We start from the raw sequence: 18,930 nt of genomic DNA, 5'->3' as shown, positions 1-18,930 counted from the left end.
AGATTCCCAATATGACTGCCCCCCAAACCGGCACCCAAACGCGTGCCACCAGCTGGGTCGAATCGGCCAACGACGGCCAGACCCATTTCCCGATCCAGAACCTGCCATACGGCCTGTTTTCGGCAAACGGCCAGGCCCCGCGCGTGGGCGTGGCGATTGGCGACCAGGTCCTGGACCTCGTCGCGCTCGACGATGCCGGCCTGCTGCCGGCGGCGGCCAAGGGCGCGTTTGCCTCGGCCAGCCTCAACCGCTTTATCGCGCTGGGCCAGCCCCTGTGGCAGGCCACCCGCGCCCGGCTGACGGCGCTGCTCTCCGGCGAAGACGCCGCGCTGCGCGATCACGCGGCGCTGCGCGCCAAGGCTTTGTTGCCGATGGCCGGCGTGACGCTGCACCTGCCGATCGAGATCCCTGGCTACACCGATTTCTATTCGTCGCGCGAGCACGCGACCAACGTCGGCCGCATGTTCCGCGACCCGGAAAACGCGCTGCTGCCGAACTGGCTCGAAATCCCAATCGGCTACAACGGCCGCGCCAGCTCGGTGGTGGTTAGTGGCACCGCGCTGCGTCGCCCGAACGGCCAGACCAAGCTGCCGAACGAGGCGCGCCCGACCTTCGGCCCGTGCCGCAAGCTCGACTATGAGCTGGAGATGGGGTTCATCGTCGGCAAGCCGTCGGCGCTGGGCGAGCCGGTCAGCACGGGGGATGCCCCCGCGCACATGTTCGGCATGGTCATCCTCAACGACTGGAGCGCGCGCGATATCCAGCAGTGGGAATACGTGCCGCTCGGGCCGTTCAACAGCAAGTCGTTCGGGACGTCGATCTCGCCGTGGGTGGTGACGATGGAGGCGCTCGAGCCCTTCCGCCGTGACAATCCGGCACAGTCGCCCGAACCGCTGTCGTATCTGCAGCAGCAGGGCCGCAACGCCTACGACATCGCGCTCGAAATCGCGCTGCAACCGGCTGGCGGGGCGCCCAGCACGGTCTGCCGCACCAATTTCAAGGCGATGTACTGGACCATGGCGCAGCAACTGGCGCACCACACGGTGTCTGGCTGCAATGTGCGCGTCGGCGACCTGATGGGCTCGGGCACGATCAGCGGCACCACGCCCGATTCGTGCGGCAGCCTGCTGGAGACCACGCGCAATGGCGCCGAACCGGTGGCGCTGAGCGGCGGCGTGCAGCGTGGTTTCCTCGAGGATGGCGACACGGTGACCATGACCGGTTGGTGCCAGGGCGATGGCTACCGGGTCGGCTTTGGCGAGGTCACGGGGAAGATCCTGCCGGCGGCCTGATCGACACGTCCTCCGGGGCGTCCCAGCACAGGGCGGGGCGGCTGAAAAGCCGCGCCCGCCCTCGTTACATTTGCGAAGGACCGTTACTGTTGCGCCATTCCTACGGGTGCCGCTTTATGCGAGAATTCGCCCCTGACAAAAAAAGTGTGGCGAAGTTCGCCGGGTTGAAACATTTCGGTAGTTTGCCGCGATGACCGCCCGGAGCACGCTCCACGGACACCCCTCGACTGGGCGGCTCAGTGTTTGGCCGAAACCCGCCGTTAGCGCGGTATATGCGAAATCGGGGTGTCGATAACTAATTTCGGCGAAATCCTCGGATTTTGCTTCTAATTTCAGGGAAAAACGGAATCTGTTCCCCGGTGCGATGGTCGCGCGCGGGCCTGCGCACACGCGCGTGGCCAACGTTGCCCCAGGCACGGCGGGGGACGCGGGGCTCACATTCCACCCAACGCGCACGGCATGGCAATTGAATTCGGAATTCGCGCATGGGCGGCCTGTGCGCCGGCACTGCAATCCCCGGAAGCCTGGCAGGCGTGGAGTCTTGCGCCATGGCTGCCCGAGGGATCGGACCTGCCGGCGCTCTCGGCCATGGCCCCGATGTTGCGCCGACGCGTCAATGCCATCGGCCGCGCGGCGCTGCATCCCGCCTACGACACCCTCCCGCCCGACGAGGCCCCCGCCGCGCCAGCCCCGCCGGCCGTGTTTGCCTCGCGCCACGGCGACACCCGCCGCGCCTTCGACATGCTCAGCGAACTGGCAGCCGGCGAGCCACTGTCGCCCACCGCGTTCGGCCTCTCTGTCCACAACGCCATTGGTGCGATGTTTACGATCGACCGGGGAGACGCCTCCAACCTCCAGGCCGTGGCGGCTGGCCGCGATACCGTGGAGACGGCCGCCTTCGAAGCCTGCGCGCTGCTGGCCGATGGGGCGGACGAGGTGCTGCTGGTCTGCTATGACGCGCCGCTGCCCGAGGCCTATGCCGAGTTCGCCGATGAGCCCGGCTGCCTGTTCGGCTGGGCCTGGCGCATCGGCAAGCCGCGCCCGGGCGAGCCGGTGTTCCGGCTCGACATCGACCATGTGCGCGAGGCGTCGGACCCCGACACCGCCCATCCGGTGCTGCCGCACGCGCTGGATGTGCTGCGATTCATGCTGACCGGCGACGCCGAGCTGTGCCACCGTGGCGAACGCGCGGTCTGGAGGTGGCAGCGCCATGGTTGAACGCCTCGACCGCGCCTGGCGCGTGTGCGCCACCGGCTTCTGCTTCTCGAGCTTCGGCGTGGGCGGCCTGCTGCTGCGCGTGCTGGTGTTCCCGGCGCTGGCGCTGCTGCCGTGGTCCACCCAGACGCGCCAGCGCGTGTGCCGCGATGTCATCCACCATGCCTTCCGGCTGTTCCTCTGGCTGATGCGCAGCGTCGGCGTCATCGGCTACGAAATCCGCCATCCAGAACGGCTGCAACGCGAGGGGATGCTGGTGGTGGCGAACCATCCGTCGCTGATCGACGTGGTGTTCCTGATGGCGCTGACGCGCCGCGCCGACTGCGTGGTGAAGTCCGGCCTGGCACGCAACCCGTTCACGCGCGGCCCGGTGCTGGCCACCGGCTGGGTGCAGAACGACAGTGGCGCGGCGATGGTCGACGACTGCATCGCCTCGCTGCGGGCCGGCAACAACCTGATCATCTTTCCGGAAGGCACGCGCACGCGCCCGGGCCAGCCGCTGCAACTCCAGCGCGGCGCGGCCAACGTGGCCGTACGCGGCGGCTTTGCGCTGACCCCGGTGGTCATCCGCTGCGAACCGCCCACGCTGACCAAGGGCGAGAAGTGGTACCACGTGCCGGTGCGGCGCCCGCGCTTCGTCATCGACGTGCACCCAGACGTGCCACCCGCGCAGTGGGTGGCGCCGGGCACCGACGACGCCATGGCCGTGCGCCACCTGACCCAATCACTATTCGAGTTTTTCTCCAGGGAGATCCGCCGTGCAGGCGCTTGAGCAAGAAATCAAGGAACTGATCATCTCGTCGCTGTCCCTCGAGGACGTGGCGGCTGACGATATCGACGCCACCGCGCCGCTGTTCATCGAAGGCCTGGGCCTCGATTCCATCGACGCACTGGAACTGGGCCTGGCGCTGCAGAAGCGCTACGGCATCACCATGAACGGCGACAAGGAGGAAATCCGCGCGCGCTTTGCCAGTGTTTCGGCGCTGGCGGCGTTCGTGGCGTCGCAGCGCGGCCAGGCCCYGGCCTGATCCGCGAGGTCATCGCAATACTGCTATACGGAGCCAGATCATGACTCACGACGAAATCTTCGCGCGGGTGGCGGCGGTTCTCGAGGAAACCTTCGAGATCGCCCCGGAGCGCATTACGCCCGAGGCGCGGCTGTACGACGACCTCGACATCGACAGCATCGACGCCGTCGACCTGCTGGTGAAGCTGAAGCCGATGCTGAACAAGCCGCTCAAGCCCGAGCAGTTCAAGTCCGTGCGCACCGTGCAGGACGTGGTGCAGGCGCTTGCGCTGCTGATCGACTCGCCGGCCACCGCCTGACGCCCGATGACCTGGCGCAAGTGGGGGCTGGGGCTGCTGACGCTGTCGTACCCGGTGGTGATCTACCTGGGTCTGCAGCACTTCTCGCCGCGCGTGATGGCGCTGGCGCTGGTCGCGCTCGCCCTGCTGCGCGCCGGCACCAGCCGCCAGGCCGGCTGGCGGGCGATGGCGGTGCTCGCGGCGGGGCTGGCCCTGATCGTGCTGGCCTCCGACCACGCGCTGCCGCTGAAGCTCTACCCGGTGCTCGTGAACGTGGCGATGCTGGGCGTGTTCGGCTGGAGCCTGCGCCATCCGCCCTCGCTGGTGGAACGCATGGCCCGGCTGCGCGAGCCGAACCTGCCGCCCAGCGGCGTGGCCTATACGCGCCGCGTGACGCAGGCCTGGTGCGTGTTCTTTATCTGCAATGGCGCCGTTGCCGCCGTGACCGCGCTGGCCGCCAGCGACCGGGTCTGGGCGCTGTACAACGGCGCGATTGCCTATGGCCTGATCGGCGCGATGTTCGCCGGCGAATGGCTGGTGCGGCAGCGCGCGCGTGCGCGGCATGCGGAGAATCGTCATGACTGAGCCCGCGCTCAGTGGTTTCACCGGCTTCACGGGCGTTGGCGCCGGGATGGCTGCCCAGGCGGCACGGGCCGCGCAAGGCGATGCCCAGGCGGCAGCGTTCGTCGCCAGTGTGGCGGCGTGGCGCCGGGCCTTCGCGGCGGCGCCAGGCGCGCGCTGGGCGCTGTACTTCGAGGGCACGGCCGATTTCGCCGCCGCGCTGTTCGGCGCGTGGCATGCCGGCAAGCACGTGGTGCTGCCCGGCGATACCCGCACGGAGACGCTCGCGGCGCTGCGCGGCCATGCCGATGGCTGGGCCGGCGAGTTGCCGGGCGGCCTGGTGCCAGCGCCCGGAACAACTCCGGGGGCAGGGGAGGCCGACTGGCTCCCGCTAAGCACGCACGACACCTGGGTCACGCTGTTCACCTCGGGGTCCACCGGCGAGCCCGGCGCCATCGACAAGCGCCTGGCCCAGCTCGACGCGGAGGTCCATACGCTCCAGCAAGCCTTTGGCGCGCGGCTGCCCGCCGATGTGCACGTGCTGAGCACGGTCTCGCACCAGCACATCTACGGCCTGCTCTTCACGGTGCTCTGGCCGCTGGCGGCGGGCCGGCCGATGCCCGGCGCGCGGCTCGCCTTCCATGAGGAACTGGTACGCGCCTGCGCGGACGACGCCCGCCCGGCGGTGCTGGTCAGCAGCCCGGCGCACCTGAAGCGTATGCCCGATGCGCTCGACTGGCCCGTCACGCGCCCGGTGCTGCAGGCGGTGTTCTCGTCCGGCGGGCCGCTCCCGCCCGAGGCTGCGGCGGACGCGCTGCGCCACACCGGCCGCTCCCCCATCGAAGTATTCGGCAGCTCCGAGACCGGCGGCATCGCCTGGCGCCAGCGCGCCGTGCAGGCGGACCGCTGGACGGCGCTGCCCGGCATCGCCTGGCGCCTGCAGGACGGCTTCCTGGCCGTGCGCTCGCCGCATCTGGCCGATGACGACTGGTACGTCTGCGCGGACCGCGCGCTGCCCGCCGGCGACGACAGCTTCGTGCTGGCAGGTCGCGCCGACCGCATCGTCAAGATCGAGGAAAAACGCGTCTCGCTGACGCAGATCGAGCAGCGGCTGGCCGCCTCGCCGCTGGTGCGGGAGGCGCGGGTCGTCATGGTCGAACTCGATGTCGGCACCCGCGTGGCCGCCGCCGTGGTGCCTGGCGACGCCGGACAGGCACTCCTCGACACCCATGGGCGTGCCGCGTTGACCGCCGCGCTGCGCGCGCAACTGGCCGACGCCGTGGACCCGGTGGCGCTGCCGCGTCGCTGGGCCTTCGTGCCGGCGCTGCCGTGCAACGCGCAGGGCAAGACCACCGAAGCCATGCTGCGCGACCTGTTCCGCCGCACGGTGCCGGCTGCGCACTGGCTGGACGCTGAGGCCAATTCGGCCACCTCGGCCACCGCCGCGCTGGAGGTGACCGATGACCTGGCGATCTTCGACGGCCACTTCCCCGATACCCCGATCGTGCCGGGCGTGGCCCAGGTGGACTGGGTGATGGCGCTGGCGCCCCAGCGGCTGCCGATTCCGCCGCGCGAGCGCTTCGCGCGGCTGGACACGCTCAAGTTCCAGGCCGTGATCCAGCCTGGCACCACGGTGCGCATGGCGCTGACGTGGCAGCCAGACGCCCTCGCGCTCGGCTTCCGGCTGACATCCGACACCGGCCCGCACGCCAGCGGCAAGATCGTTTTTCATCCCGATACGCCATGACGCCGTTCCGTCCGGTTGTGCTCGTGCCGGTCTATGACCACGAAGGCGCCATCGGCGCCATGGTCGATGCCATCCTCGCGCATCCGCTGCCGTGCCTGCTGGTGGACGACGGCAGCAGCCCCGCCTGCGAGCAGGTGCTCCGCGAGATTGCCGCCGCGCACCCCGAGCGCGTCCGCCTGATCCGCCTGTCCGTGAATCAGGGCAAGGGCGGCGCGATCATGGCCGGCTTCACGGAAGCCGCGCGGCTCGGCTACACGCACGCGCTGCAGATCGATGCCGATGGCCAGCACGACGCCGGCTGCATTCCCCAGTTCACCGCGCTGGCGCAGGCCCAGCCTGCCGCGATGATCTGCGGCCACCCGGTCTACGACGACTCGGTGCCGCGCCTGCGGCTCTACGCGCGCTACCTGACGCACATCTGGGTCTGGATCAACACGCTCTCGTTCCAGATCAAGGATTCGATGTGCGGCCTGCGGGTCTACCCGCTGGCGGCGGTAACCGCCCTGATGCGCGACGTGGACCTCGGCCGGCGCATGGAGTTCGACACCGAGGTGCTGGTGCATCTGGTCTGGCGCGGCGTGCGCATCGTCAACGTGCCGACGCGCGTGACGTATCCGTCCGATGGCGTCTCGCACTTCCAGGCGTGGCGCGACAACGTGCTGATCTCGCGCATGCATACGCGGCTGTTCTTCGGCATGGTGTGGCGGCTGCCGCGCCTGCTCTGGCGCAGGGTGAGGCCGGCATGAGCACGGCGAAGCCTACGGCTGACGCCGCCACGCGCCGCACGCCGTCGCGCCACTGGAGCACCATCGGCGAGGCCACGTGCGTCTGGGGCGTCTGGTGCCTGTACGGGCTCTATCGCGTCTTCGGCCGCACGCTGTTCCGGGCGGTGCTGTACCCGGTGGTCACCTATTACTGGATCTCGCATCCGCTGGCGCGCCGGGCGTCGATGGACTACCTCACGCGCATGGAGGCCACCGCCGGCGCGATCGGCGCGCAGCCCACCTGGCGCCATACGCTGCGCCACCTGTTCTCGTTCGCAGACACGCTGCTGGACAAGCTGCTGTCCATCGGCGGCCAGTACCGCTTCGGCAACGTCACGCGGGAAGGCCACCAGGTGCTGCTGGACCAGATCGCCAGCGGGCAGGGCGGCATCATCATGACCGCGCATATGGGCTGCCTGGAGCTGTGCCGGGTGCTGGCCAACCAGCGGCAGGGGCTGCGGCTGACCGTGCTGGTGCACACCGCCCATGCCGAGCGATTCAACCGGATCCTGTCGCGGCTCGATCCCAAATCGGGCCTCCAGCTCTATCAGGTGGACGATATCTCGCCCGCCACGGCGCTGGAACTGGCGGCCAAGGTGCAGGCGGGCGAGTTCGTGGCGATTGCTGGCGACCGCGCGCCCGCGCACGGCGGCCGGGCGGTGCGCGTGCCGTTCCTGGGCGCGCCGGCGCGTTTCCCGGTGGGCCCGTACGTGCTGGCGGGGCTGATGCGCTGCCCGCTGTACGCCATGGGCTGCGTGCGCCATGGCGACGGCCATCTGCTGCGTTTCACGGAACTCACGCGCGCGGTGACGCTCCCACGTGCGAGCCGTGACGCCGCGCTGACCGCGCTGGCCACGACTTACGCCGCATGGCTGGAGGCGCTGCTGGTGCGCTCGCCATTCGACTGGTTCAACTTCTACGACTTCTGGGCGGACGATCCGGTCCGTACCGGTCGCCAGGACGCGCAGGACGCGCGCCAGGACGCGCACTAAGCCGCGCCGCCCACCGGAGACCTATGTCCAAAGCTTTCAGCCACGAGATCACGCTGACGCCGGCGTTCCACGACCTCGACCCGATGAACGTGGTCTGGCACGGCAACTACGTGCGCTACTTCGAAGTGGCGCGCTGCGCGCTGCTCAAGCAGATCGACTACGACTACCCCCAGATGCGCGATTCCGGCTACGCGTGGCCGGTGGTGGACCTGCGCGTCAAGTACGTGCGCCCGCTGGTCTACGGCCAGTCGATGATCGTGCGCGCCACCATCGTCGAATGGGAAAACCGGCTCAAGATCGACTACGAGATCCGCGATGCGGCGTCTGGCCAGCGGCTGACCAAGGGCTATTCGATCCAGGTAGCCGTGGACATGACGACGCAGGAGATGCTCTACGTCTGCCCGCCGGTGCTGCTGAAGAAGCTCGGGGTGCCGTCGTGAGGCGCCGCCAGGTTCTGGCCGCTGCTGGCGCACTGGCGCTGGTGGTGATGTTGCCGGCGCTGCCGGCCCATGCCGACGACCTGCTGGCCTCGGTGGCCAAGCGGCTGGCCGATGCGCCCGTGATCCGGGGCCGGTTCGAGCAGACGCGCCGGCTGTCCGGCTTCAGCAATCCGCTGGTCTCGCGGGGCGATTTCGTGCTCGCGCGCGGCCGTGGCGTGGTCTGGCAGACGCGCGAGCCGTTCCCGTCGAGCCTGCTGGTCACCCCTGAGAAGCTGGTGATGCGCGGCGCCGATGGCAGCGTGCAGCAGCGGATGCAAGCCGAATCCCAGCCTGCGATGCGCGTGGTCGGCGAGTCGATGATCGCCGTGCTGCGCGGCGACCTGCGCGGGCTGTCCGCGCGTTTCGACGTGACCGGCAAGCTGGCCGGCAGCGCCGGATGGGCGCTGACGCTGATCCCAAAGGATGCCGGCATGCGGCGCGTGTTCACCCGGATCGAGCTGGCCGGCGACAAGTTCGTGCGCGACGTGCGGCTCGAGGAAGCCGGCGGCGACAGCACCGTGGTCCGCATGATCGACCCAGCCGCCGCCGCCAGGCTGACCCCGGCCGAGGAGCAGCGCTTTGAGTAACGTGGCGGGCGGCGTGGCGATGCAGGGCGGCATCACGCGGCTGGCGCGTGGGCTGGCCATCGTCTGGCTGCTGATCGTGCTGGCGATGATCGCCCATCAGGTGCAGTTCTGGCGCGGCTCGCGGCTCGATACGGATGTGATGGCGCTGCTGCCGACCAGCGAGCGCACCGCTGCGGCGGACCGCGTGCTGCGCCGGCTGGCCGACAGCGTGGCGCAGGAGGTGGTGGTGCTCGTCGGCAGCCCGGACTGGGCGCGCACGCGCGCCGCCGCGCAGCGCTTCAGCCAAGCCACGGCGCAGGGCGGCACGCTGCTGCAACCGGTGGACAAGATCGCCGCGTTCGACTTCGACAAGGCGCTCGACTTCTATCGCCCGTGGCGGGACCGCCTGCTCACCGACGCCCAGCGTCAGCAGTTGCAGCAAGGTCATCCGGACCAACTCGCCCAGCAGGCGCTGACGCGCCTCTACCAGCTCTCCACCGGGCCGCGCCTGACCGACTGGGCCGCCGATCCGCTTGGGCTGTGGCAGGACTGGTGGCTCTCCCGCGCCGCCGTGACGCGCGTGCAGGAGCGCGACGGGCTGGCCGCCTTGTCCGGCGATGGCAAGGAGTGGGTGCTGCTGACGTACCACATCACCAAACCGGCATTCTCGGTCAGCGGCAGTACCGACTACAGCGACCTGCTGCGCGCCGCCGAGGCCGCTGCGCGGCAGGGCGATGCGGACGTGCGCGTAGTGGCCGCCGGCATTCCGCTGCACGCGGAGGCCGCCGCCGCGCAGGCGAATTTCGAAATGAACGTGATCGGCTGGGGCTCGCTGGCGGCGGTGCTGCTGCTGGTCTGGCTGGCGTTCCGCTCGCTGCGGCCGATCGTGCTGGTGGGGCTGTCGCTGGCCATCGGCACGGCGGCGGCGATCTCGGCCACGGCCATCGTCTTCGACCGCGTGCACCTGATCACGCTGGTGTTCGGCGCCAGCCTGGTGGGCGTGGCGGAGGACTTCGGTATCCATTACTTCGTCTCGCGGCAGGCGCTGCCGCGCGCCACGCCGCCATCGGTCATGCGCCATCTGCTGCCGGGCATGGCGCTGGCGCTGGCGACCAGCGTGGTGGCATACCTGGCGCTCGGCATCGCGCCGTTCCCGGGGCTGCGCCAGATGGCGCTGTTCTCGGCGGTGGGGCTGGTCGCCGCGTTCCTGACCGTGGTGTTCTGGTTTCCACTGCTGGACCGGGGCGCGCTGCGGCCCACGCGGGTGTCGAGCTGGCTGGCCCAGAGCCTCGCCCGCTGGCCGCGCGTGCGGGCGGACCGGCGCACGGCGCTGGCGCTCGGGGCGCTGGCCCTGTTTATCGTGCCGGGGATCTGGCAGGTGCGGGTTGTCGATGACGTGCGCCAGCTGCAAAGCTCGCCGCCGGCGTTGATCGAGGCGCAGCGCCTCACGGGCCGCCTGCTCGGCACGCCGAGCCCCGCGCAGTTCGTGCTCGTACGCGGTGCCACGCCGGACGAGGTGCTGGCGCGCGAGGAGGCCGTCAAGGCCGCGCTGGCGCCGGCCATCCGGCGCGGCGAGCTGGCCGGCTTCCTGGCGATTTCCGACTGGGTGCCGTCCGCCGCCCGCCAACGCGCGGACGCCGCGCTGGCCGGCCGTCAAGAAGCTGCCGTGCGCGAGCGGGTGGCCCGCACGCTGGGTGGGTCGATTGCCGCGCCGGCGGCGTCCCCGGCCGACGCCGTGCTGACGCTGCCCGCCTGGCTGGCCAATCCGGTCTCGGGCACGCTGCGTCATCTGTGGCTGGACCGCGAGGGCAGCGGCTACGCCAGCGTGATGTTGCTGCGCGGGCTGGAAAATCCGGCAGTCATGTCTGGCATCGCCGCCGCCGTTAACACGGTGCAGGGTGCCGAGTGGGCCGACCGCATCGCCGATCTGTCCTTCCTGCTGCACCATTACCGCGTGCTGATGAGCTGGCTGCTGCTGGCCGGTGCGGCCGGCGTGGCCCTGCTGCTGGCGTGGCGCTATGGCCGCGAGGGTTGGCGCGCGCTGGCGCCCACGCTGCTGGCCGCCGCCTTCAGCGTGGCCGTGCTGGGCTGGCTCGGCGTGCCGTTGCAACTGTTTTCGGTGCTGGCGCTGGCGTTGCTGCTGGGCGTAGGTGTCGATTACGGCATATTTTTGCTCGAGCATCCCGGCGATGGCGTGTCCTGGACCGCCATCGTGCTCGGGGCGGCCAGCACGCTGCTGGCGTTCGGGCTGCTCGCACTGTCTTCCACGCCGGCGCTGCATGCGTTCGGCATGACCATGCTTTCGGGCGTGGGCGCGGTCTGGGTGCTGTCGCCATGGTTCCGGCCATTCGCCCGGCATGCCTCACAACAACAAGCTGAACAGGGTTGATCCATATGAAAACGGAACAGGTGGAGGTTTTGATCGTCGGCGCCGGGCCCGCTGGCTCGGTGGCGGCTGGCCTGCTGCGCAAGCGCGGCGTCCAGGTGCTGGTCATCGAGAAGGAGACGTTCCCGCGCTTCTCCATCGGCGAGAGCCTGTTGCCGCAGAGCATGGAATACATCGAGGAAGCCGGCATGCTGCAGGCCGTGGTGGAGGCCGGGTTCCAGTACAAGAACGGCGCCGCCTTCGCCCGGGGCGACCGCTACACGGAATTCGACTTCCGCGACAAGTTCTCCAAGGGCTGGGGCACCACCTACCAGGTGCAGCGCGCGCATTTCGACGACGTGCTGATCCGCGAGGCCGAGAAGCAGGGCGCCGAGGTGCGCTTCCGCCACGTGGTGGAAGCGGTGGATGTCACCGGCGCGCAGCCGGTGGTCACAGTGCGCGACCCGGACGGGCAGGCGTACAACGTGCAGGCGAAGTGCCTGCTCGATGCCTCCGGCTTCGGTCGCATCCTGCCGCGCCTGCTGAAGCTCGAGTCCCCGTCGAACTTCCCGGTACGCGCAGCCATCTTCACGCACGTGGAAGACCGCGTGGCGCCCGGCACCTTCGACCGCAACAAGATCCGCATCGGCGTGCATCCCGAGCATGTCGATGTCTGGTACTGGACCATTCCGTTCTCGAACGGCCGCTGCTCGCAGGGCGTGGTGGCGGAGAAGTCCTTCCTGGACCAGTATCCGGGCGACGAGATGGCCAAGCTGAAGCAGCTGGTCAGCGAGGAACCGGGGCTGGCGCACCTGCTGCGCGACGCCAACTGGGACACGCCGGCGCGGCAGATCGTCGGCTATTCGGCCAACGTCAGCTCGCTCTGGGGCAATGGCTACGCGCTGCTCGGCAATGCCGGCGAGTTCCTGGACCCGGTGTTCTCGTCGGGCGTGACCATCGCCTTCAAATCGGCCAGCCTGGCCACCGCCTGCCTCGCCCGCCAGCTGGCCGGCGAGACCGTGGACTGGGAGGCCGACTACGCCAAGCCGCTGAAGGCCGGCGTGGATTGCTTCCGCACCTTCGTCGAAGCCTGGTACGAAGGCCGCTTCCAGACCCTGATCTTCCATCCGAACGCCACGCCCGAGATTCGCCGGATGATCTCGTCGATTCTGGCCGGCTACGCCTGGGACCGCAGCAACCCCTTCGTGGCCGAGTCCCGGCGGCGCCTCAACGTGCTGGAGCAGCTTTGCGCGGTCTGAGGCTGACGTGTTCGATATTGGCCGGCGCGGCGTTTGCCGTGCTGGCCGGTTGCGCCGCGACGCCGCCGGCCGGCCCCACGCCGCCCGTGGCGGAAGCGGGCCGCCCGGCGGTGCCGCTGCTGCGCCTGCCGCCCGCGTCGCTCGGTCGCACCCTGCATCTGCAGCAGCAGATCACGGTGCGCTATCCGTCGCCGCAGGGCGAGCAGACGCGGGACATCCTCGCGCTGCTGGAGGCCGACGCCGGCCACACCCGGCTGGCCGCGCTGGCCGGCGGACAGGTGCTGGCCCGGCTGGACTGGGACGGCAGTGACCTGCACGTGACACGCGCGCCATGGGCGCCCGCGGAACTCGTGCCGGAGCGTATCCTCAGTGATCTGCAGCTGTCGCTCTGGCCCGTGGCGGCCATTCGCGCGGCGCTGCCGCCGGGCTGGCGCCTGGACGCCACGCCGGCCACGCGCCGCCTGCTGGCCGGTGACGAACTCGTGGCCGAGATCCGCTATCCCGACGCCGCCACCACGGAATTCGTGCAGCGCCGCGACGGCTACCGGCTGACCATCCGCACGCTGCAGGGCGAAGGAGCACGGCCATGACGATCTTCCTGAACGCGATGAATGTCATCTGCGCGCTGGGCAGCGGCAACGACGCCGTGCGCGCCGCGCTGTGGCGCACGGACGGCCCGACGGGCGGCGAAGTCACTGACCGCTACACGCCCGGCACGCCGCTGCACCTGGGCACCGTGCGCGAGCCGGTGGCCGCCACCGACCTGCCGGCTGGCATCGCCCCCGCGCTGTTCAGCCGCAACAATGCGCTGCTGGACCGCACGCTGGACGCGCTGCGCCCCGCCGTGGAAGCTGCCATCGCCCGCGTGGGTCCGACCCGCGTGGCCATCGTGCTCGGCACCAGCACCTCGGGTATCAGCGACGGCGAGCTGGCCGTGCGCGCGCGGCACGCGGCCGGCACGTGGCCGGATGCCTTCCACTATGGCCAGCAGGAGCTGGGCTCGCCCGCGCAGTACCTCGCGCTGGCGCTGGGCACGGCCGGGCCGGCCTATACGATTTCCACGGCGTGCTCGTCGAGCGCGAAGGCGCTGGCCGCCGCCGCGCGGCTGCTGGAACAGGGCATGGCCGATGTCGCCATCGCCGGTGGCGTGGACACGCTGTGCGCGTTCACGATCGCCGGGTTCCGCTCGCTCGACTCAGTCAGCGCGGAGCGGTGCAATCCGCTGTCGGCCCATCGCCACGGCATCAACCTGGGCGAGGGCGCGGCATTGTTCCTGATGTCGTGCGACGCCGGGCCGGTGCGGCTGGCTGGCTGGGGCGAGACGTCCGATGCACACCATATGTCCGCGCCCGACCCGGCCGGCGCGGGCGCCCGCGCCGCCATGCAGGAGGCCCTGACGCGCGCTGGCGTGCAGCCGGCCGACATCGACTACCTGAACCTGCACGGCACGGCCACCGAGCAGAACGACGCGATGGAATCCCGCGCCGTGGCGGACCTGCTCGGGCACGACGTGCCGGTCAGCTCGACCAAGCCGCAGACCGGGCACACGCTGGGCGCTGCCGGCGCCGTGGAAGCGGCGCTGATGGTGCTGACCATGACCGACAACCCGCGTGGCCGGCTGCCGGCCCACTGGTGGGACGGCGCGGCCGATCCGACGCTGCCGCCGCTGCACGTGGTGGGCGCGGACGAGTCGCTGGGCCGGGCCCCGCGCTACGTGATGAGCAATTCGTTCGCCTTCGGCGGCAGCAACAGCGTGCTGGTGATGGGGGAGGGCTGACGTGACGACATCTGACACGAAGCCTGACTTCACGCCACTCCTGCCGCCGGTGTCCGACGTGGTGCCCCACGCGGGCGCCATGCGGCTGATCGACGAACTGGTTGAGGCCGATGGCGAGTACTGCGTGGCCCGCGCCACGGTGCGCGCCACGCAGTTGTTCGTGGACGATGCCGGCATGCCCGGCTGGGTCGGTATCGAATATATGGCCCAGACGATTGCCGCCTGGGCCGGTGTGCGCGAGCGCGCGGCGGGCCGCCCGCCGGGGCTGGGCTTCCTGCTTGGCTCGCGCCGCTATGCCTGCGACGTGCCCGCATTTCCGGTGGGCAGCGTGCTGACCATCCGCACCCAGGTGGAACTGATCGGGGACAACGGCCTCGGCATGTTCGCCTGCACGCTCGAGATGGATGGCCGCGACGTGGCGCGCGCCAATGTTTCCGTTTTCCAGCCTGCGGACGCGCAGGCGTTTCTCCAGGGGCAGCAAGCATGACGAACAAGACCGTGCTGGTCACGGGCTCCTCGCGCGGCATTGGCCGCGCCATTGCGCTGCGGCTCGCGCGCGACGGCTACGACGTGGTGGTGCACTGCCGCGCCCGCCGGGACGACGCCGACTCCGTGGCCGACGCCGTGCGCGCCTTCGGCCGCAACGCGCGCGTGCTGGCCTTCGACATCAGCGACCGCCAGGCCACCGCCGGCGTGCTGCATGCCGACATCGAGGAACACGGCACCTACTACGGCGTGGTCTGCAACGCTGGCATCGCGCGGGACGCGGCGTTCCCGGCCATGAGCGGGGAGGAATGGGATGAGGTGGTGCATACCAATCTCGACGCCTTCTACAACGTGCTCAATCCGCTGGTGATGCCGATGGTGCAGCGCCGCCAGCCGGGCCGCATCGTCACGCTGTCGTCGGTGTCCGGGCTGGTGGGTAACCGCGGCCAGACCAACTACAGCGCCGCCAAGGCCGGCATCATCGGCGCCACCAAGGCGCTCGCCATCGAACTGGCCAAGCGCCATATCACGGTGAACTGCGTGGCGCCGGGGCTGATCGACACGGAAATGGTGGACGAGCATGTGCGCGAGGAAGCGCTGAAGATGATTCCCGCGCGGCGCATGGGCACGCCGGACGAGGTGGCGGCCACGGTGGCCTTCCTGCTCTCGCCGGATGCCGGTTACATTACACGGCAGGTGATTTCGGTGAACGGGGGGATGTTCGGATGAAGCGGGTTGTCGTAACCGGCGCGGGCGCAATCAGCGCATTGGGCAACGACTGGACCACGGTGCGCGCGCGCCTGGCCAGCGGCCGCAATGCCGTGGTGCAGATGCCGGAGTGGGCCGACATCAAGGGCCTGAACACGCAGCTGGCGGCACCGGTGCCGCCGTTCGCGCTGCCGGCCCACTACACGCGCAAGGCCACGCGGTCCATGGGGCGGGTCGCCCTGATGGCGGTGCTGGCCAGCGAGGCCGCGCTGGCGGATGCCGGGCTGACCGGCCATTCGATCATCACGGGCGGGCAGATGGGCATCGCCTACGGCTCGTCCACGGGCACGCCGTCCGCGATCCAGGACTTTGGCCGGATGATGAGCGAGCGCACCACCGAGGACATCAGCGCCACCACCTATATCCGCATGATGCCGCACACCACGGCGGTCAATATCGGGGTGTTCTTCGGCATCACCGGACGGATTCTGACCACGTCGAGCGCGTGTACGTCCGGCAGCCAGGGGATCGGCTACGCCTACGAGACGATCCGCGCGGGCCGGCAGGTGGCGATGCTGGCTGGCGGCGGCGAGGAACTGGATGCGACCGAGGCGGCCGTCTTCGACACGCTGTTCGCCACCAGCACGCGCAACGACGCCCCCGAGGCCACGCCGCGCCCGTTCGACGCAGACCGCGACGGGCTGGTGCTGGGCGAGGGCGCCGGCACGCTGGTGCTCGAGGAACTGGAGCACGCCCAGGCGCGCGGCGCGCGCATCCTGGCGGAGATCGTCGGCTACGGCACCAACAGCGACGGCGCGCACGTGACCCAGCCGCAGGCCGCGACGATGGCCGTGGCCATGCGGCAGGCGCTGGAGGACGCCGGGCTGGCGCCGGATCGCATCGGCTATGTCAATGCGCACGGCACGGCCACCGACCATGGCGACATCGCCGAATCCCACGCCACGCACGCGGTGCTGGGTGGCGCCGTGCCGGTCAGCTCGCTGAAGAGCTACCTCGGCCATACGCTGGGCGCGTGCGGGGCGCTGGAGGCGTGGATGACCATCGAGATGATGCGCGACGGCTGGTTCGCGCCCACGGTGAACCTCGTCAACCCGGATCCGCGCTGCGCGCCGCTGGACTACATCATGGGCGAAGGCCGCCGACTCGACACCGAGTACGTGATGAGCAACAATTTCGCGTTCGGCGGCATCAACACCTCGCTGGTGTTCCGCCGCTGGGACGCCTGAGCAGGAAGCCGTACCCGAGCCGTACCGCCGTTTTCATCCCTTAACAATCAAGAACAAAGGAAGGTCAATGAAATTCGCTCTCCCGCTGGTTGCCCTCGCCTGTGCAGGCACGCTGCTGTCCACCCCTGCCGCCGCGCGCGACACCAAGTACATGCTGCCGTTCCAGGACGTCCTGAACATGCCGGAAGCCAAGGAAAAGCTCGACGGATCGGTTGCGTTCTACCTGGCCGGCCAGAAGACGCCGAAGGTGCTCGAGAAGAAGGACAGCGACGTCTCGAACAAAAAGACCAACGGCGTGGGCAAGGCCGATGAGGAAGCGTGCCGCTGGGCCGCGCTCTCGGCGCTGATCTCGTTCCAGGACAAGGCCAAGTCGCTGGGCGTGAATGCGGTGGTGGACATGGTGAGCTATTACAAGAAGGACACCAACGCCAGCAACACCGAGTACGAATGCCACGCCGGCGCCGTGGTGGTGGGCGTGACGCTGAAGGGCACCTACGCCAAGGTGGCCGCCAAGTAAGGCGCCATCGACGGGACCTGTTTGAGACGTTTTCAGGACGATTGCCATGCCGCTCGCGCTGCGCACAGGATCGGTCATGGCATTCGCGGCCATGGCGCCGCCCGTCAGCCGTTGGATGTCACCCGAGGAACTGGCGCGGCTGGCCGCCATGCGTGCCCGGGCCCGCGCCGAGCAGTTCGCAGCGGGCCGCTGGCTCGCCCGGCGGCTGCTGGCGGTGACGTTCGGCGGGGAGGCGGCGGAATGGTCGCTGTCGGCCGCCGAGGATGCGCCGCCGCTGGCGACCCATACCAGGGGGGCCGTCGGCACGCCGGTATTCCTGTCGATTGCCCATTCGGGTGATCACCTCGCTTGCGCCGTGTCCGACCTGCCGGTTGGCATCGACATCGAGGACATGCAGCCGCGCAAGCACCTGGACACGCTGATCGAGGCCACCACCACGGAGGCCGAGCGCGACGCGTTGCCGGCCTTGCTGGACGTGGGTGACGAGTTGGCGAAGCTGGAGGCGTTCTACGAGCTCTGGACGCTCAAGGAAGCCTGGATCAAGTGCCACGGCGGCAATCTGTTCCGGACCATGATGGGCCACGTGGTGGAAGCCGTGCCGGTGCAGATGGCGCACGCCAATGGCATCACATGGCGGCGCGATGACGCGGTGCTGGCGCTGACGGCTTCGGCGCCGCTGGCCTCGGTGTCGGTGCCCAATCCGGCCGGATGGCGCCTCCGCGCGCAGCAGATCGACTAGATCCGCCTGGCTAGATCTTCTCCAGCGCCGCGCACGCCGCGCGCAGGATGGCCGCGTAGCGCTCCAGATGCGGCTCGATCCGGTAGACCGGGCCGGCAATCGAAATCGCGTAACTCTCGCCCGACAACCGCACCGGCCAGGCCAGCGCGCCGACATCAGGCATCGACTCACTGAGATTCACGAACGCACCGCGCTCGCGCGCTTGCCGGAGGTCGTCCTCCAGCGCCGCCGGCGTGGCTAGCGTGCGCGCGGTGAACGGCTGGAAGGGAAGCTGCGGGAGCAGGGCGGCGCGCTCGGCGTCGTCCATGGCGGCCAGCAGCGCCTTGCCGATCGAGTTCGCATGGAGTTCGCGCCGCTCGCCGGCCGTGGCGATGTAGCGGATCGCGTGCGGCGATTCGAGCACATCGAGATACACCACCGCGTGGCCCTCATGCAGCTTGCCGATAACGATGGTCTCCCCGGTGGCTTCGCGCAATTCGCTCATGGTGCCGTGCACGCGATCGAGTACGGGGTCGTGCCGGGCAATCTGCTGGGCCATGGCCAGCAGCCGGCCGGTGGGGTAGTAGCCCTGCCTGCGGGCCGTCTCATAGAGATAGCCTAGCGAGGTCAGTGTGCGGATCAGCGCCAGGCAGCTAGAGGCTGGCACGGACAGCAGCCGGGAGAGCTCCGAGAGCGACAGCGCGCGCCGTTCGCGCGCAAAGGTCTCGATGATCTCGAGCACGCGCAGGGCGGTCTTGACGTTCATCGAGGGCGGCTTGGCGGCGGACGGATCGGGACGCACGGGCATCGGGGCGTGTCATGCAATCAGGAGGGATATGGGGCCGGAATGTACCACGGCGTGCCCGATGGGCCGCGTCGATACAGCTTAATGGCTGTATTTCCGTTTTACGCCCGATAGGCTGTATCTTGAA

The 18,930-nt window shown here is 69.7% G+C and carries 21 protein-coding genes; 20 read left to right on the top strand and 1 reads right to left on the bottom strand.

Annotation, left to right across the window (positions count from 1 at the left end; genetic code table 11):
• Window positions 1-11: 11 nt before the first annotated feature.
• The 20 genes from fahA (at window position 12) to AC1DEL_RS17460 (ending at window position 18,019) form a co-directional block, all read left to right on the top strand.
• Window positions 12-1,292 (top strand): fumarylacetoacetase, encoded by a 1,281-nt coding sequence (gene fahA / locus AC1DEL_RS17555; RefSeq protein ID WP_477126060.1) that lies wholly within the window; start codon window positions 12-14, stop codon window positions 1,290-1,292.
• A 459-nt stretch (window positions 1,293-1,751) separates the two neighbouring features.
• Window positions 1,752-2,510 carry a beta-ketoacyl synthase chain length factor gene (locus AC1DEL_RS17550; protein WP_454757761.1) on the top strand — a complete coding sequence of 253 codons (759 nt, stop codon included), beginning with the start codon at window positions 1,752-1,754 and terminating at the stop codon, window positions 2,508-2,510.
• On the top strand, window positions 2,503-3,279 hold the full coding sequence (locus AC1DEL_RS17545) for a lysophospholipid acyltransferase family protein (protein WP_092299789.1): 777 nt from the start codon (window positions 2,503-2,505) through the stop codon (window positions 3,277-3,279). Before AC1DEL_RS17550 ends, AC1DEL_RS17545 begins: the two co-directional genes overlap by 8 nt.
• Window positions 3,266-3,535: a phosphopantetheine-binding protein gene (locus tag AC1DEL_RS17540; RefSeq protein ID WP_477159136.1), complete on the top strand. Its 270-nt coding sequence runs from the start codon at window positions 3,266-3,268 to the stop codon at window positions 3,533-3,535. Before AC1DEL_RS17545 ends, AC1DEL_RS17540 begins: the two co-directional genes overlap by 14 nt.
• Before the next feature lie 40 nt (window positions 3,536-3,575).
• Window positions 3,576-3,833: an acyl carrier protein gene (locus AC1DEL_RS17535; RefSeq protein WP_092299795.1), complete on the top strand. Its 258-nt coding sequence runs from the start codon at window positions 3,576-3,578 to the stop codon at window positions 3,831-3,833.
• Window positions 3,834-3,839: 6 nt separating this feature from the next.
• The gene (locus tag AC1DEL_RS17530; protein ID WP_092299798.1) at window positions 3,840-4,397 is read left to right on the top strand and encodes a COG4648 family protein; all 558 of its coding nucleotides are present in this window, start codon (window positions 3,840-3,842) and stop codon (window positions 4,395-4,397) included.
• Window positions 4,390-6,120 (top strand): ApeI family dehydratase, encoded by a 1,731-nt coding sequence (locus AC1DEL_RS17525; RefSeq protein ID WP_477126059.1) that lies wholly within the window; start codon window positions 4,390-4,392, stop codon window positions 6,118-6,120. Before AC1DEL_RS17530 ends, AC1DEL_RS17525 begins: the two co-directional genes overlap by 8 nt.
• Complete coding sequence (locus tag AC1DEL_RS17520; RefSeq protein ID WP_092299801.1) at window positions 6,117-6,866, top strand: glycosyltransferase family 2 protein; 750 nt, start codon at window positions 6,117-6,119, stop codon at window positions 6,864-6,866. The genes AC1DEL_RS17525 and AC1DEL_RS17520 overlap by 4 nt, the downstream gene beginning before the upstream one ends.
• Window positions 6,863-7,876, top strand: coding sequence for an LpxL/LpxP family acyltransferase (locus tag AC1DEL_RS17515; protein WP_092299804.1), 1,014 nt, complete (start codon window positions 6,863-6,865; stop codon window positions 7,874-7,876). The genes AC1DEL_RS17520 and AC1DEL_RS17515 overlap by 4 nt, the downstream gene beginning before the upstream one ends.
• A gap of 23 nt (window positions 7,877-7,899) precedes the next feature.
• Window positions 7,900-8,316 (top strand): acyl-CoA thioesterase, encoded by a 417-nt coding sequence (locus AC1DEL_RS17510; protein WP_477126058.1) that lies wholly within the window; start codon window positions 7,900-7,902, stop codon window positions 8,314-8,316.
• Window positions 8,313-8,942, top strand: a complete 630-nt coding sequence (locus AC1DEL_RS17505; protein WP_477126057.1) for an outer membrane lipoprotein carrier protein LolA — start codon at window positions 8,313-8,315, stop codon at window positions 8,940-8,942. The genes AC1DEL_RS17510 and AC1DEL_RS17505 overlap by 4 nt, the downstream gene beginning before the upstream one ends.
• 1 nt (window position 8,943) lies before the next feature.
• Window positions 8,944-11,310, top strand: a complete 2,367-nt coding sequence (locus AC1DEL_RS17500; RefSeq protein WP_477110484.1) for an MMPL family transporter — start codon at window positions 8,944-8,946, stop codon at window positions 11,308-11,310.
• Window positions 11,311-11,315: 5 nt separating this feature from the next.
• Entirely contained in the window at window positions 11,316-12,545 is a 1,230-nt protein-coding gene (locus AC1DEL_RS17495) for an NAD(P)/FAD-dependent oxidoreductase (protein ID WP_092299810.1), read from the top strand.
• The gene (locus tag AC1DEL_RS17490; RefSeq protein WP_441644348.1) at window positions 12,533-13,135 is read left to right on the top strand and encodes a DUF3261 domain-containing protein; all 603 of its coding nucleotides are present in this window, start codon (window positions 12,533-12,535) and stop codon (window positions 13,133-13,135) included. Before AC1DEL_RS17495 ends, AC1DEL_RS17490 begins: the two co-directional genes overlap by 13 nt.
• Window positions 13,132-14,322 (top strand): beta-ketoacyl-ACP synthase, encoded by a 1,191-nt coding sequence (locus tag AC1DEL_RS17485; protein WP_477126056.1) that lies wholly within the window; start codon window positions 13,132-13,134, stop codon window positions 14,320-14,322. The genes AC1DEL_RS17490 and AC1DEL_RS17485 overlap by 4 nt, the downstream gene beginning before the upstream one ends.
• A gap of 1 nt (window position 14,323) precedes the next feature.
• On the top strand, window positions 14,324-14,809 hold the full coding sequence (locus AC1DEL_RS17480) for a hotdog family protein (RefSeq protein ID WP_477126055.1): 486 nt from the start codon (window positions 14,324-14,326) through the stop codon (window positions 14,807-14,809).
• Window positions 14,806-15,537 (top strand): 3-oxoacyl-ACP reductase FabG, encoded by a 732-nt coding sequence (gene fabG / locus AC1DEL_RS17475; protein WP_477110469.1) that lies wholly within the window; start codon window positions 14,806-14,808, stop codon window positions 15,535-15,537. The genes AC1DEL_RS17480 and fabG overlap by 4 nt, the downstream gene beginning before the upstream one ends.
• On the top strand, window positions 15,534-16,763 hold the full coding sequence (locus tag AC1DEL_RS17470; RefSeq protein ID WP_477108142.1) for a beta-ketoacyl-ACP synthase: 1,230 nt from the start codon (window positions 15,534-15,536) through the stop codon (window positions 16,761-16,763). Before fabG ends, AC1DEL_RS17470 begins: the two co-directional genes overlap by 4 nt.
• Before the next feature lie 67 nt (window positions 16,764-16,830).
• Window positions 16,831-17,280 carry an excinuclease ATPase subunit gene (locus AC1DEL_RS17465; protein ID WP_092299825.1) on the top strand — a complete coding sequence of 150 codons (450 nt, stop codon included), beginning with the start codon at window positions 16,831-16,833 and terminating at the stop codon, window positions 17,278-17,280.
• 76 nt (window positions 17,281-17,356) lie between these two features.
• A complete protein-coding gene (locus AC1DEL_RS17460; protein ID WP_441593447.1) occupies window positions 17,357-18,019 on the top strand; it encodes a 4'-phosphopantetheinyl transferase family protein in 663 nt (220 codons plus the stop codon).
• A 10-nt stretch (window positions 18,020-18,029) separates the two neighbouring features.
• Here AC1DEL_RS17460 and AC1DEL_RS17455 read toward each other — a convergent pair whose 3' ends face one another.
• Window positions 18,030-18,764, bottom strand: a complete 735-nt coding sequence (locus AC1DEL_RS17455) for an IclR family transcriptional regulator (protein ID WP_092299975.1) — start codon at window positions 18,762-18,764, stop codon at window positions 18,030-18,032.
• Window positions 18,765-18,930: the final 166 nt, after the last annotated feature.

The organism is Cupriavidus sp. 10L43_2 (genome assembly GCF_056395265.1).
This window is presented reverse-complemented; position numbering and strand designations above follow the sequence as displayed.